Origin of the sequence: Streptomyces sp. NPDC005728 (assembly GCF_040630895.1) — a bacterium.
Lineage (GTDB): Bacteria > Actinomycetota > Actinomycetes > Streptomycetales > Streptomycetaceae > Streptomyces.
Map to the genome: position 1 here is coordinate 1 of NZ_JBEXYL010000060.1, position 14,881 is coordinate 14,881.

Consider the following 14,881-nt stretch of genomic DNA (forward strand, 5'->3'; position numbering starts at 1 on the left):
TCCGCGGTGTTTTTTTTACCTTTATAACATCCCCCCCTCCTTTCGCCCGGGGTGTTGTTTCACGTGAAACACGACCCCACCGACGGCCTCAGCTCTGCTCGGCCCACCACTCCTTGAGAGCCGCCGTCGCAGCGTCGTGCTCCATCGGCCCGTTCTCCAGGCGCAGCTCCAGCATGTGCTTGTACGCCTTGCCGATGACGGGGCCAGGACCGACGCCCAGAATCTCCATGATCTGGTTGCCGTCGAGGTCCGGACGGATCGCGTCCAGCTCCTCCTGCTCCTGAAGCTGGGCGATACGCTCCTCAAGGCCGTTGTAGGCCCGCGACAACGCGGCCGCCTTCCGCTTGTTCCGCGTGGTGCAGTCGGAGCGGGTCAGCTTGTGCAGGCGGTCCAGGAGCGGGCCACCGTCACGGACGTAGCGCCGCACGGCCGAGTCCGTCCACTCGCCCGTGCCGTAGCCGTGGAAGCGCAGGTGAAGTTCGACCAGACGTGAGACGTCCTTCACCAGCTCGTTGGAGTACTTCAGCGCAGTCATACGCTTCTTGGTCATCTTCGCGCCGACCACCTCGTGGTGGTGGAACGAGACCCGGCCGTCCGACTCGAAACGGCGCGTACGGGGCTTACCGATGTCGTGCAGCAGCGCGGCCAGACGCAGGGCGAGGTCCGGACCGCCCTCCTCCAGCGCGATCGCCTGCTCCAGCACGATCAGTGTGTGGTCGTAGACATCCTTGTGCCGGTGGTGCTCGTCACTCTCCAGACGCAGGGCCGGCAACTCGGGCAGGACGTGGTCGGCGAGGCCGGTGTCGACGAGCAGGGCCAGGCCCTTGCGCGGGAAGGCGGAGACGATCAGCTTGTTCAGCTCGTCCCGGACCCGCTCGGCCGAGACGATCTCGATCCGCCCGGCCATGTCCGTCATCGCGGTGACGACCTCGGGAGCGACCTCGAAGTCCAGCTGGGCGGCGAACCGAGCGGCCCGCATCATCCGCAGCGGATCGTCCGAGAACGACTCCTCGGGCGTGCCGGGGGTACGCAGCACCCTGGCCGCGAGGTCGTCGAGACCGCCGTGGGGGTCGATGAACTCCTTCTCCGGCAGCGCCACCGCCATCGCGTTGACCGTGAAGTCGCGGCGGACAAGGTCCTCCTCGATGGAGTCGCCGTACGAAACCTCGGGCTTGCGCGAGGTGCGGTCGTACGCCTCCGACCGGTAGGTGGTGATCTCGATCTGGTAGCCGTCCTTCTGCGCGCCCACGGTGCCGAAGGCGATCCCGACCTCCCAGACGGCGTCCGCCCATGGCCGCACGATCTTCAGTACGTCCTCGGGGCGCGCGTCAGTGGTGAAGTCCAGGTCGTTCCCGAGCCGGCCGAGCAGCGCGTCGCGGACCGAGCCGCCCACCAGGGCGAGCGAGAACCCGGCCTCCTGGAAACGGCGGGCGATGTCGTCGGCGACGGGGGCCACCCGTAGCAGCTCACTCACAGCGAGTTGCTGCGCCTGGCTCAGGGCAGAGGGATTGGCATCGTTGGGGTTCGGCACAACAAAAGAGGGTACGTGGCCCCGACGCCCAGGGGCGCCCCCATTAGGCGGCACGGCCTCCCCCTGGCATACCCGCACAAGCACTGTGCTTACGGCATACCTCTGCTCTTCCCTCGATACTGGATAGAGAGGACGGGGCGCCGCGCTCTCCCGATCTTGTGGAGCGGACCGCGGCACTTCCCCTCAGCGCGCCTCGTTACCATGCGTGGACGCACATTCCGACGACCACTGACGACGAGGGACGGACGAGCGCGTGGCCGAGGCGGCTCACTTCCAGGGGACCGGTGCCTCACCTGCCCGCCGGTGGATACGGCGCACCGGAGCACTGCTCGCCGGGGCGCCCCTGCTGGCGGGGCTCCTTCAGCTGCCCGCCGCGGGACAGGCCCAGGCCGCTTCCTCGGACACCGTGTCGGTCGCCGTGGACTCGCTCAGCCCCAGTGCCCCCACGGACGGGGACACGCTGACCGTGTCCGGCACGGTGACCAACAACGGCAAGCAGGCCGTCACCGGCGCCCACGTGGGCCTGCAGGTGGGGCCTCTGCTGAACACGCGCTCGGCGATCGACGGTGTCTCCCGGCACTCCGACGATCTCCAGAGCGGCACCGGATCCGAGATCGGCGGAAAGTACGAGGAGAAGTTCTCCAAGCTCGCTCCGGGCGTCGCCGAACACTTCAGCATCTCGGTCCCGGTGGACAAGCTGGACCTCGGCGAGGACGGCGTCTACAAGTTCGGGGTCTCCCTGTCCGGCCAGACGTCCGCACGGCCTTGGGATCGGGTACTCGGCATCCAGCAGACGTTCCTGCCGTGGCAGCCCTCCGAGGCCGGCACGAAGACGAAGACGACGTTCCTGTGGCCGTTGATCTCCACGGTCCACATGACGGCCAGGACGGGCGCCGGCGAACTGCAGACGCCGGTCTTCCTCAACGACGACCTGGCCAAGGAGATCGCCCCCGGCGGCCGACTGGCTCAGATGGTGGAGCTCGGCAAGGACCTCGACGTCACCTGGGTGATCGACCCGGACCTGCTGGCGTCGGTGGACGCGATGGCGGGCAACTACCGGATCCAGGGCGACGGCGGCACCACCACGGCCGGCACCCACCAGGCGGCCGCCAAGCAGTGGCTGGCCAACCTGCAGCAGGCGGTCGTGGGCAAGGAAGTCGTCGCGCTGCCCTTCGCCGACCCGGACCTCGCCTCTCTCGCACACAGCGGAACCAGCGTCACCGGCTCCCTCAGCCACCTCAAGGACGCCACCGACGTTGCCGGCATCACCGTGAAGACCATCCTCCACGTCACGCCGACCACCGACTTCGCCTGGCCCGTGGAAGGGGCCGTAGACCCGTCGATCATGAAGGTCGCCACCTCCGCCGGCGCCGACCGCGTGATCGCCCGCAGCGACAGCCTCCAGGAGACCGCAGGGCTGCCCTACACACCCTCCGCGGCCCGCCCGGTCGGCGGAGGCACGACGGCGGTGGCGGCCGACGCACGGCTGTCCACGGCCTTCGAGGGCGATCTGACCAAGGCGGACTCGGCGACGCTCGCCGTGCAGGAGTTCCTGGCCCAGAGCCTGGAAGTGAACGCGCAGACGGACGAGCAGCGCAGCATCGTCGTCGCCCCGCAGCGGATGCCGACGGCGAGCCAGGTGCAGGCGATGGCGGCTGCGCTGAAGGCGCTCCAGGACGGGAACTGGTCCCAGTCGCAGAACCTCACCGCGGCGGCCAAGGCCAAACCCGACCCGAGCGCCACCACGCGCATCCCCTCCAGGTCCGTGTACCCCTCCTCCCTGCGCAAGCAGGAGCTGCCGAGGACGTCCTTCGAGCAGATCGCGCGAACGCAGGACAAGCTCGACAACTTCAAGGTGATCCTCAGCGACCAGTCCCGCGTGGTCACCCCGTTCGGGCGGGCCATAAACCGTGAGATGTCCACCTCATGGCGAGGCCGCAGCACGGAGGCGGACAGCTTCCGGGGCGACGTGGAGGCCTGGCTCGACGAGCTGGCCGACCAGGTCAAGCTGATCGACAAGTCCGAGACGAAGCTCTCCGGTCGCAGCGCCACCATCCCGGTGACCGTCCAGAACAACCTCGTCCAGCCCGTGAGCCACCTGGTCCTGCGGCTCACCTCGTCGCAGCCGACCCGCCTGAAGATCGGCGGCAAGGCCTACTACGAGCAGCCCGTCGATGTCTCCGGCGGCCACAGCCAGTCCGTGAAGTTCACCACCTCGGCCAACGCCAACGGCCGGGTCACGGTCCTCGCCCAGATGTACACCGAGGACGGCCAGGAGTACGGCGACCCGGTCAGCTTCGACGTGAAGGTCACCGAGGTCACGCCCACCGTCATGCTGGTCATCGGCGGCGGCGTGCTCCTCCTCGTCCTCGCCGGCTTCCGGATGTACACCCAGCGCAAGCGCGCAGCCGCCCGCCAGGCCGAGGACAACGGCCCCGACGCCGCGGGGGAGGACATCGACGACGAGCCGGGGAACCCCGGCGCCCCCGGGGATCGTCTCCCGGAGGAGTCGGACGCCCGTTCGGGGGCAGACGACCCGGAGCAGCCGAGTGACCCTGCGCCGGACACCGCACCGGAAAGCGCCGACCCGTCCGGGACGGGTGAGAGAGTGGACCGTTGAGCGATGTCGTGGCCGGTGTGGCCCGGGACGATGAGGTGGGGTAACCATGAACGCGCCGTACGACGGTGACCGCGGACAGGGCGCTGCCGGCTCGGGCTACCCCGAGCCGCCGCCCGAGCCCGGCCAGGTGCCGCCGCAGCACGCGGCGGACATGTACCTCCAGGACGCCTACGACCAGGACCCCTACCGGGCGCAGGACCTCGCCGCCCAGGACCCGGTCGCCGAGGCGCTCTACGACCGTGCCGCGCACCCGCCGCCGCCCCCGGGCACCTACGAGCCGCAGCAGCCGCTGTACACCACGCCGGCCCAGTCGCCGTACGCCCCGGACCCGCATGTGTGGGCGCAGACCCCGGCGCCCGAGCCGGAGGGCGCGACCCCGTACCTGCCGTACGGCGACAACCCCCGCACGACACAGTTCGTGGGGGTGGACGACCTGGTCACGCACTCCGGCGAGGAGTACCACGAGCCGGACGCCTTCGCTCACCTCTTCCGGGACCAGCAGCAGGGCGCCGGTCCCGCGCCGATGGATCCCCCGGTGGCCGCGCAGGGACCCGGTCAGGGCCCTGCGGCTCCCTACCCGGCGCCGCCGTACGCACAGAACCCGCAGTACGCGAACCAGTACGCCGAGACCCCGTACCAGCCCGGTCCCCCCGCTGCCGGAAACCCGGTCCAGCCCCCCGTGCCTGCCCCGGCCGCGGCCCCCGATCCCGCCGGTCCGTCCGGTTCGGCCCAGGCTCCCGCCACGGCGGCTCCCGCCGCGAAGAAGGGCGGGCGCGCCTCCGGGCTGCTGAAGTCCAGCGCCGTCATGGCGGCTGGCACGATGGTCTCCCGACTCACCGGTTTCGTCCGCTCCGCGCTGATCGCCGCCGCTCTGGGTCTCGGCTTCCTCGCCGACTCCTTCCAGGTGGCCTACCAGCTGCCGACGATGATCTACATCCTCACCGTTGGCGGCGGCCTCAACTCCGTCTTCGTGCCCCAGCTGGTGCGTTCCATGAAGGAGGACGAGGACGGCGGCGAGGCCTTCGCCAACCGGCTGCTGACCCTCGTGATGGTGGCCCTGGCCGCGCTGACCGGTCTCGCGATGTTCGCGGCGCCGTTGCTGGTGCGGATGCTGTCCCCCACCATCGCCGACGACCCGGCGGCCAACGACGTCGCGGTCACCTTCACCCGTTACTTCCTGCCCTCGATCTTCTTCATGGGCATCCACGTGGTGATGGGTCAGATCCTCAACGCGCGCGGGAAGTTCGGCGCGATGATGTGGACCCCGGTCCTGAACAACATCGTCATCATCGTCTCGCTCGGCGCGTTCATCTGGGTCTACGGCACCGCGGCCAACTCCCACCTGGACGTCGCCAGCATCCCTCCGCAGGGTCAGCGACTGCTCGGTGTGGGTGTACTGCTCGGCCTGGTCGTACAGGCCCTCGCGATGATCCCCTACCTGCGCGAGACCGGATTCCGGATCCGGCTGCGGTTCGACTGGAAGGGCCACGGCCTGGGCAAGGCCGCGATGCTCGCCAAGTGGACGATCCTGTTCGTTCTCGCCAACCAGGTGGGCGCCATGGTCGTGACCCAGCTGTCCACCGCCGCCGGCGACGACTCCGGCGTCAAGGGCACCGGCTTCGCCGCCTACGCCAACGCCCAGCTGATCTGGGGACTGCCGCAGGCCATCATCACGGTGTCCCTGATGGCCGCTTTGCTGCCCCGTATCTCACGGTCGGCCGCCGAGGGCGACGGCGGAGCCGTCCGCGACGACATCTCCCAGGGCCTGCGTACCACTGCAGTCGCCATCGTGCCCATCGCCTTCGGCTTCCTCTCGCTCGGAATCCCGATGTGCACGCTGATCTTCGGCTCCGCGGGCACCAGCTCGGCCGTCAACATGGGCTACATGCTGATGGCCTTCGCCCTCGGCCTCATCCCGTACTCGGTGCAGTACGTCGTCCTGCGTGCCTTCTACGCCTACGAGGACACCCGCACGCCCTTCTACAACACCGTGATCGTGGCGGCGGTCAACGCGGGCGCCTCCTTGCTCTGCTACTTCGTGCTGCCGTCCCGCTGGGCGGTGGCGGGCATGGCCGCCTCGTACGGCGTCGCCTACGCGATCGGGGTGGGCGTGGCGTGGCGCCGGCTGCGCAAGCGGCTCGGCGGTGACCTGGACGGCACCCGGGTGCTGCGGACCTATGCTCGGCTCGGCATCGCATCGGTGCCGGCGGCCCTGCTCAGCGGCGCGGCCTGCTACGGCATCGGGCACACCCTCGGGCAGGGCGTCATCGGTTCCTTCGCCGCACTGCTCATCGGCGGTGCGGTGCTGCTCGGGGTCTTCTTCGTGGCGGCCCGCCGGATGCGGATCGAGGAACTCAACTCGCTCGTGGGAATGGTGCGCGGGCGTCTGGGACGCTGAAGCGGGGGTAGGCGCACAACCTTCGTCCGCTGCTGTGTGTCGTGCATAGCGCCGGACTGTGGGCACAATTGGATTCGGCGTCGGACAGCGTGCAACGGATGGGGAGGCAGGGACGACGGTGGCGGAACGGAGCACGGCTGCCGTCGACGTGGCAGACAACAGCGGCGATCAGCCGCTGACCGCCAAGGCGGACCAGTCCACGGCCGACGGGGTGGCCCAGAACCCGGAGCTGGACACGGACAGCGACCAGGCACAGGGAAGCGGCGGGGTGGAGGGTCACGCAAAGAAGGCCTCGCCTCCAGAACTGCACAGCGGTCACAAGCTCGCCAGACGCTATCGCCTCGAGGAGTGCGTCACCCGTCTGGACGGATTCAGCAGTTGGCGTGCGGTCGACGAGAAACTCCGTCGTGCCGTCGGCGTCCACATCCTCCCCGCGGACCATGCGCGGGCCCGGTCCGTACTGGCCGCGGCCCGTTCCTCCGCACTGCTCGGCGACCCGCGCTTCGTCCAGGTCCTCGACGCCGTGGAGGAGAACGACCTCGTCTACGTCGTGCACGAATGGCTGCCCGACGCCACCGAGCTGACCACGCTGCTGGCATCCGGCCCGCTGGAGCCGCACGACGCCTACCAGATGGTCAGTCAGATCGCCTCGGCCATGGCCGCAGCGCACCGCGAGGGCCTCGCACATCTTCGGCTCAACCCGAACGCCGTCCTGCGCGCCTCCACCGGTCAGTGGCGCATCCGCGGCCTCGCCGTGAACGCGGCGCTGCGCGGCATCAGCTCCGAGACCCCGCAGCGCACCGACACCGAGTCGATCGGCGCCCTGCTCTACGCCGCGCTGACACAGCGCTGGCCGTACGAGAACGACGCCTACGGACTGTCCGGCCTGCCCAAGACCATCGGCCTCATCGCACCGGACCAGGTGCGCGCCGGTGTCCACCGCGGCCTCTCAGAGCTCGCGATGCGGGCCCTTGCCAACGACGGGGCCACGGCCTCGCGCCACGAGGCTCCGTGCACCACGCCGGAAGAGCTGGTCAAGGCGATCGGCGAGATGCCCCGCATCCGCCCGCCGGAGCCGGCGTTCACAGCGCCGCCGGAGTACCAGCGCACGACGTACCAGCAGGGCACGTACGGCCGCCCCGCACCGCGCCCCGGTGCCACGCAGCCGATGGCGACCCCACCGCCCCCGCTGCAGAGCCGCACCGGCAAGGCCCTGAAGTGGGCGGTCTCGGCGCTCCTCATTGCCGCGCTGGGCCTGGGCAGCTGGCAGCTGGCGGACGCCCTGATGGACCAGGGTGACAAGTCCAACGACACCAACAACACGCAGACGCAGGACGGCGGCGACAAGGGCCCGAAGAAGCCTTCGTCCGGCAAGCCGATCGCCATCCAGCGCGCCCGCGACTTCGACCCGTTCGGCAAGGACCAATCCGAAAAGCCGGGTGACATAAGCAAGGCCTACGACAACAGCGCGGCCACGTACTGGCAGACGGACTTCTACTTGAGTCCGGAACTCGGCAACCTCAAGTCGGGTGTCGGCATGATCCTCGACCTCGGCAAGGTCCAGCAGGTCGGGAACGTATCGGTCACCTTCATAGGGGAGACTTCCGTCGAGTTGCGTGCCGCAGGCGCGGACGCCGGGTCGGAGCCGACGTCCTTCGAGGCCTTCACCAAGGTTGCCGACGGCTCGGGCACGACGGTGGAACTCAAGCCCGGCAAGTCCCTCAAGACCCAGTACCTCCTGGTGTGGCTGACCAAGCTGCCTGCCGACGGTCAGGGTCACTGGCGGGGCAGGGTGGCAGACATCAAGGTGACCAGCTAGGTTCCCCCCGTGGAGGGGCAGATGGCACAGGGCGCCGGATACGGCGGAGTGAGCGACCAGGACCTGCTCGCCCGCCATGTGGAAGGCGACCCCGAGGCCTTCGGTGAGATCGTGCGGCGGCATCGGGATCGGCTTTGGGCTGTGGCGCTGCGGACGCTGGGGGACCGCGAGGAGGCCGCTGACGCCGTTCAGGATGCGTTGGTGTCGGCCTACCGGGCTGCCCATACCTTCAAGGGGCACTCGGCCGTCACGACCTGGCTGCACCGGATCACGGTGAATGCCTGCCTGGACCGGGTCCGGAAAGCGGCCTCCCGGAAAACCGCGCCCGTCGACGACACCGAGCGGCTGGAGCAGCTGCTGGAGCCGCACGAGTCGGCTTCCGCGCCCGCCGAGCGGAACGATCTGCATCGCCAGCTCCTCGAGGCGCTCGGCACGCTTCCGTATGAACAGCGTGCGGCTCTGGTTCTCGTGGACATGCAGGGGTATCCCGTGGCCGAGGCCGCTCGGATCCTTGATGTGCCCACAGGGACGGTGAAGAGCCGGTGTGCCCGGGGCAGAGCCAGACTCCTGCCCCTGGTGAGCCATCTGCGGCCCGGAAACACGGAGGACCAAAAAGAACCCGGGCCGGGACGGAACCGGGTGCACGGGACATCCGTCCCACCTGCGACGGGCCCTCATGACAGAGGTCCCGGAGGTACAGGGCCGAGCGATCCAGCCGTAGTGAAGGGCGGAGGTGGGCGAGCGTGACTTCCTCGACAGACACGGCCGGACACCCGGACGTCGCCGAGATCTCCGACCTCACCGAAGGCCTCCTCGCGCCGGACCGCAGCACGGATGTACGGCGCCATCTGGAGGAGTGCGAGCTGTGCGCGGACGTCCACGCCTCACTGGAGGAGATCCGGGGACTGCTGGGCACCGTGCCGGGCCCGCCGCGCATGCCGGCGGACGTTGCCGGCCGGATCGATGCGGCCCTCGCGGCCGAGGCCCTGCTGGCCTCCACCGCACCTGAAGCCCTGGACACGCCCGTCCTGGTGTCCGGGTCCGAGGAACCGGACGACGAAGACGCCCACAGTCGTGTTTCACGTGAAACATCGATCCCGGCGGACCGCCCCGCCGGGCGCCCGAACGCGTCGACGGGTCCGGGTCGGAAGGGGCGCGAGCGCGGACGGCGCCGGAGGACCGTCGTCCTGGGTGCTGTTCTCACCGCCGCGGTCCTGGGGGCCGGGTCTCTCGTCCTGCAGTCGCTCGGCAGTGGTGGCTCCCCGACGACGGCTCACGACACGCTGCCGGCGTCCGCCAGCGCCTTCTCCGGGGAGAGCGTGGAGAGCCAGGTGAAGGATCTGCTCGCCACGAAGAAGGGCACGCAGCGGGGCGACAGCCAGCGGCCACGCTCAGGCGTCGAGTCCGAGCAGAACACCCCTGGGTCGACCCCCAGCGCGAACACCCTCATCCAGACCGAGCCCTCGGTTCCCGACTGCGTCCGACGGGCGATCAACCGTAGCGACGATGTCCTCGGTGCCAAGACCGGCACCTACGCCGGTAAGAGTGCCTATCTCGTCGTGCTGCCCGACGCCGACGACAGCGCACGGGTCACGGTCTATGTCGTGGACGCGGCCTGCGTTCCTCAGCAGTCCGCCTCTGCCGGCGAGGTTCTGCTCAAGGAGTCCCTACCTCGATCCTGAGTCCACTGAAGGACTCGTCTGTGTCTGTGCGGTCATCTCTACCGTGTGCGGTCCCCGTGTGCCCGGACACACCGGGAATGCGTGCCCCGTAGGATCCGTTGGGTGGGGTGAGAGCTCTGAAAGGGGCTCCCACCGGTCGAATGACACAGACCAGAGACGAGGAATCAAGCCGTGAGCGACGTCCGTAACGTGATCATCATCGGCTCCGGGCCCGCCGGCTACACGGCGGCGCTCTACACCGCGCGCGCGTCGCTGAAGCCCCTGGTGTTCGAGGGTGCCGTCACCGCTGGTGGCGCGCTGATGAACACCACCGAGGTGGAGAACTTCCCGGGCTTCCGCGAGGGCATCATGGGGCCCGATCTGATGGACAACATGCGGGCGCAGGCCGAGCGCTTCGGCGCCGAGCTGATCCCGGACGACATCGTCTCCGTCGATCTGTCCGGTGAGATCAAGACCGTCACCGACACCGCGGGCACGGTCCACCGCGCCAAGGCCGTCATCGTCACCACCGGCTCCCAGCACCGCAAGCTGGGCCTGCCGAACGAGGACGCCCTCTCCGGCCGCGGTGTCTCCTGGTGTGCCACCTGTGACGGGTTCTTCTTCAAGGACCAGGACATCGCCGTGATCGGCGGCGGTGACACCGCGATGGAGGAGGCCACCTTCCTCTCGCGGTTCGCCAGGTCCGTGACGATCGTCCACCGCCGTGACACCCTGCGCGCCTCCAAGGCGATGCAGGAGCGTGCCTTCGGCGACCCGAAGATCAAGTTCGTCTGGGACAGCGAGGTCGCCGAGGTCCAGGGCGACCAGAAGCTCTCCGGTCTGAAGCTGCGCAACGTCAAGACCAGCGAGCTGTCGGACCTGCCCGTGACGGGTCTGTTCATCGCGATCGGCCACGACCCGCGCACCGAGCTGTTCAAGGGCCAGCTGGACCTGGACGAGGAGGGCTACCTGAAGGTCGCCTCTCCGTCCACCCGTACCAATGTGACCGGTGTCTTCGCCGCCGGTGACGTGGTCGACCACACTTACCGACAGGCGATCACCGCAGCCGGTACGGGCTGCTCCGCCGCCCTGGACGCCGAGCGCTTCCTCTCCGCCCTCGCGGACGAGGACGCGGCGGAGCCCGAGAAGGCTCCCGCGGTCTGACCTTCCCCTTCCCCACCCCCGCCGCACCTGCAGATAAGGAGCCAGCCGTGGCCCTGAAGATTGTGACCGACGCCACCTTCGATGAGGACGTCCTCAAGAACGACAAGCCCGTCCTGGTGGACTTCTGGGCCGCCTGGTGCGGTCCGTGCCGCCAGATCGCTCCGTCCCTTGAGGCAATCGCCGCCGAGCACGGCGACAAGATCGAGATCGTCAAGCTCAACATCGACGAGAACCCGGCCACGGCAGCCAAGTACGGCGTCATGTCCATCCCGACCCTGAACGTCTACCAGGGTGGTGAGGTCGCCAAGACCATCGTGGGCGCCAAGCCGAAGACCGCGCTCCTCCGCGACCTCGACGAGTTCATCGCCGAGTGACGTTTCACGTGAAACACGAACGGGCCAACCCCCACGGGTTGGCCCGTTTGCATGAGGCCCTCGGTTGGCTCAGCCCCTCCGACGGGCGCTCCGCCCTCTACAGGGGCCGCAGCACCGGTTCCTTCTGAACGGCCCCCAGGAGCCGGTCCAGGGCGTGCTCCACGTCTTCCTTCCAGGAGAGCGTCGAGCGCAGCTCCAGCCGCAGACGGGGATGCTTGGGGTGCTGCCGGACCGTCTTGAAGCCCACGGCAAGGAGATGATCGGCGGGCAGCAGGCAGGCGGGCTCCTTCCAGCGGGCGTTGCCGAACGCCTCGATCGCTTTGAAGCCACGGCGCAGCAGGTCCTTGGCGACCGTCTGTACCATCACCCGGCCCAGCCCCTGTCCCTGGTAGCCGGGAAGGATGAACGCTGTCATGAGCTGGACGGCATCCGGCGAGATCGGGCTCGTGGGGAACGACGTGGAGCGCGGGACATAGGCCGGCGGCGCATACAGCACGAAGCCCACGGGTGCATCGTCGACGTAGACCACGCGGCCGCATGATCCCCAGTCCAGCAGGACAGCGGAGATCCAGGACTCCTTCTCCAGCGCGGAGGTACCCGCCGTCACCGCGGCCTCTCCGCTGACGGGGTCCAGCTCCCAGAAGACACACGAGCGACAACGCTGGGGAAGGTCCTGAACGTTGTCCAACGTGAGCGGTACGAGCCGGCGCCCCATGAAGGCTGTTCCTCGCTTCCCTCGCCCGCTGCATCGCGAGCGGCTGTCAGAGCACTCCGTTCCCTGAGCAAGCTGCCGACGAATCCGCCGACGGCCCCCAAGCCCAGGCCCGCGCTCACCAGTCCGGTGCGGCTCATCGATCGCATGGCCCCTGTCTCCCCACTCAGAGATCTGCCAGGTGGATGCGCCATACCCCATCCGCATCGTATCCACGATGTGATGCGCTCGATAGCGGCTCAAAGCAAAGAGCGGACCGTCTTCCGGTACGCACCGGACACGATCCGCTCCCCTCACCATCCGGCGGGACCGCCCGAGGATCAGTCGTCCTCTTCCTCGGACTCGCCGTCGTGGAGACCCTTCTGCAGCACCGGCCCCTCGCCCGGGGCGAGAGAGCCGAGGATCCGCTCAAGGTCCTCCATGGAGGCGAACTCGACGGTGATCTTGCCCTTTTTCTGCCCGAGGTCGACCTTCACCCGGGTCTCGAAGCGGTCCGACAGGCGGGTGGCCAGCTCGCTCAGCGCCGGGGAGACCCGGGCACCGGCCCGCGGGCCCTTGGCCCGCTGCGGCGTCTGGGGCCGCGACCCCATCAGGGTCACGATCTCCTCGACGGCCCGCACCGAGAGGCCCTCGGCCACGATCCGATGGGCCAGCCGGTCCTGTTCCTCCGAGTCGTCCACGGACAGCAGGGCACGGGCGTGCCCGGCGGAGAGAACCCCGGCAGCGACCCTTCGCTGGACCGCCGGCGACAGCTTCAGCAACCGCAGGGTGTTGGAGACCTGCGGACGGGAGCGTCCGATGCGGTCCGCCAACTGATCGTGGGTGCAGTTGAAGTCCTTCAGCAGCTGGTCGTAGGCGGCCGCCTCTTCCAGCGGGTTCAGCTGCGCCCGGTGCAGGTTCTCCAGCAGCGCATCCAGAAGGAGCTTCTCGTCATCAGTGGCCCTGACGATCGCCGGGATGGCCTCGAGACCGGCCTCACGGCAGGCCCGCCAGCGCCGCTCGCCCATGATCAGCTCATAGCGAGCGGGACCCAGCTGTCGTACGACGACGGGCTGGAGGAGACCGACCTCCTGGATGGAGGTGACCAGCTCCTGCAGCGCGTCCTCGTCGAAGACCTCACGCGGCTGGCGCGGGTTCGGCGTGATGGAGTCGAGGGGGATCTCCGCGAAGTGGGCGCCCACCGGAGCAGCAGGCTCCTCCCCGACAGGGCTCACCGAGGGCTCCTCGGCTTCCGGGGAAACCGGCGGCAGCGTGGCCACCTTCGCCGCGGCCACCCCGCGGTCGGTCGTCAGCACCGGGACCGCTGCCGGGGACGTGGACACGCCGCCCATCGCCGCCGGAGCCGGGGTCTTCTCGGTCGGGGCAGCAGGGATCAGCGCGCCGAGTCCACGGCCCAGCCCCCTCCGTCGCTCGCTCACTGGATCCCCTCCACCATGCTCGGGTCGTTCTGGGCGCCGATGTGGGCCTGGGTATCGTCGTAGCTGATACCGACGCCCTTCAGCGCGATCTCTCGGGCCGCCTCAAGGTAGGAGAGGGCACCGCTCGAACCAGGATCGTAAGTCAGTACCGTCTGCCCGTAGCTCGGCGCCTCGGAGATACGGACGGAGCGGGGGATGCTCGTCCGCAGCACCTCGTTACCGAAGTGGGTACGCACCTCTTCCGCGACCTGCGAGGCGAGACGCGTCCGGCCGTCGTACATGGTGAGCAGGATGGTCGACACATGCAGGGTGGGGTTGAGGTGGCCCCGCACCAGGTCGACGTTGCGTAGCAGCTGGCCCAGGCCCTCCAGCGCGTAGTACTCGCACTGAATGGGGATGAGGACCTCCTGGCCCGCGACGAGCGCGTTGACCGTCAACAAGCCCAGCGACGGCGGGCAGTCGATGAGGACGTAGTCCAGCGGCTGCTCGTACGCCTGGATCGCGCGCTGGAGCCGGCTCTCCCGGGCCACCAGGGACACCAACTCGATCTCCGCGCCGGCAAGATCGATGGTGGCGGGAGCACAGAAGAGACCTTCGACATCCGGGACGGGCTGGACGACCTCGGCGAGAGGCTTGCTCTCCACCAGAACGTCATAGATCGAAGGAACTTCGGCGTGGTGGTCAATCCCCAGCGCCGTGGAAGCGTTGCCCTGCGGGTCGAGGTCGATCACCAGGACACGGCCACCATGCAGAGCCAGTGAAGCGGCAAGATTGACGGTCGTCGTCGTCTTGCCCACGCCGCCCTTCTGGTTGGCGACCACGATGACTCGGGTCTGCTCCGGGCGCGGCAGGCCTTCGCCGGCGCGCCCCAGAGCCTCCACTGCCAGCTGGGCAGCACGACCGATGGGAGTGTCGTCCATCGGGGATGGTGTTTCACGTGAAACATCCGCCCCCATCGATTCGGTACGGGGACCGGGGACCGGATCGGTCATCGGTCCCGCGATGTTGGCGTCGGACCGCAAGGATTCACTCTCCTCGACTTCAGGCTCGCAATGAACAGAGCCTCCCATGTCTTCGGGGTCGTGAACCAGTGAGGCCTGGTGTTCTGTGGAGAAATCCACCTCTGTGGACAACTCCGGTGCCTCTCTGAGTGAGCCGAGAGGCTTCCGGTCGCGCGGTTCGGC

General features: G+C 68.9%; 11 protein-coding genes. 7 read left to right on the forward strand and 4 right to left on the reverse strand.

Annotated elements, in window-relative coordinates; translation table 11 throughout:
* Positions 1-88 precede the first annotated feature (88 nt).
* Entirely contained in the window at positions 89-1,531 is a 1,443-nt protein-coding gene (locus tag ABZ471_RS31655) for a CCA tRNA nucleotidyltransferase (protein WP_359071201.1), read from the reverse strand.
* 253 nt (positions 1,532-1,784) lie between these two features.
* Between ABZ471_RS31655 and ABZ471_RS31660 the strand changes: the two genes are divergently transcribed.
* The 7 genes from ABZ471_RS31660 (at position 1,785) to trxA (ending at position 11,567) form a co-directional block, all read left to right on the forward strand.
* Positions 1,785-4,151 (forward strand): DUF6049 family protein, encoded by a 2,367-nt coding sequence (locus ABZ471_RS31660; RefSeq protein WP_359071203.1) that lies wholly within the window; start codon positions 1,785-1,787, stop codon positions 4,149-4,151.
* A gap of 46 nt (positions 4,152-4,197) precedes the next feature.
* Positions 4,198-6,549 (forward strand): murein biosynthesis integral membrane protein MurJ, encoded by a 2,352-nt coding sequence (gene murJ, locus ABZ471_RS31665; RefSeq protein WP_359071205.1) that lies wholly within the window; start codon positions 4,198-4,200, stop codon positions 6,547-6,549.
* A gap of 118 nt (positions 6,550-6,667) precedes the next feature.
* Positions 6,668-8,368 carry a serine/threonine protein kinase gene (locus tag ABZ471_RS31670; protein WP_359071207.1) on the forward strand — a complete coding sequence of 567 codons (1,701 nt, stop codon included), beginning with the start codon at positions 6,668-6,670 and terminating at the stop codon, positions 8,366-8,368.
* Between the two features lie 21 nt (positions 8,369-8,389).
* Complete coding sequence (gene sigM / locus ABZ471_RS31675; RefSeq protein WP_359071209.1) at positions 8,390-9,115, forward strand: RNA polymerase sigma factor SigM; 726 nt, start codon at positions 8,390-8,392, stop codon at positions 9,113-9,115.
* The gene (locus ABZ471_RS31680; protein ID WP_359071211.1) at positions 9,112-10,050 is read left to right on the forward strand and encodes a hypothetical protein; all 939 of its coding nucleotides are present in this window, start codon (positions 9,112-9,114) and stop codon (positions 10,048-10,050) included. Before sigM ends, ABZ471_RS31680 begins: the two co-directional genes overlap by 4 nt.
* A gap of 171 nt (positions 10,051-10,221) precedes the next feature.
* Positions 10,222-11,193, forward strand: a complete 972-nt coding sequence (gene trxB, locus ABZ471_RS31685; protein ID WP_359071213.1) for a thioredoxin-disulfide reductase — start codon at positions 10,222-10,224, stop codon at positions 11,191-11,193.
* A gap of 47 nt (positions 11,194-11,240) precedes the next feature.
* Entirely contained in the window at positions 11,241-11,567 is a 327-nt protein-coding gene (gene trxA, locus ABZ471_RS31690; protein ID WP_359071215.1) for a thioredoxin, read from the forward strand.
* 97 nt (positions 11,568-11,664) lie between these two features.
* On the opposite strand, the gene ABZ471_RS31695 is transcribed toward trxA, so the two are convergent.
* From ABZ471_RS31695 to ABZ471_RS31705, 3 genes are all read right to left on the reverse strand, one after another.
* Positions 11,665-12,282 (reverse strand): GNAT family N-acetyltransferase, encoded by a 618-nt coding sequence (locus ABZ471_RS31695; RefSeq protein WP_359071216.1) that lies wholly within the window; start codon positions 12,280-12,282, stop codon positions 11,665-11,667.
* Between the two features lie 317 nt (positions 12,283-12,599).
* Positions 12,600-13,697, reverse strand: a complete 1,098-nt coding sequence (locus ABZ471_RS31700) for a ParB/RepB/Spo0J family partition protein (protein WP_359071218.1) — start codon at positions 13,695-13,697, stop codon at positions 12,600-12,602.
* Complete coding sequence (locus tag ABZ471_RS31705) at positions 13,694-14,767, reverse strand: ParA family protein (RefSeq protein ID WP_359071284.1); 1,074 nt, start codon at positions 14,765-14,767, stop codon at positions 13,694-13,696. Before ABZ471_RS31705 ends, ABZ471_RS31700 begins: the two co-directional genes overlap by 4 nt.
* Positions 14,768-14,881 lie beyond the last annotated feature (114 nt).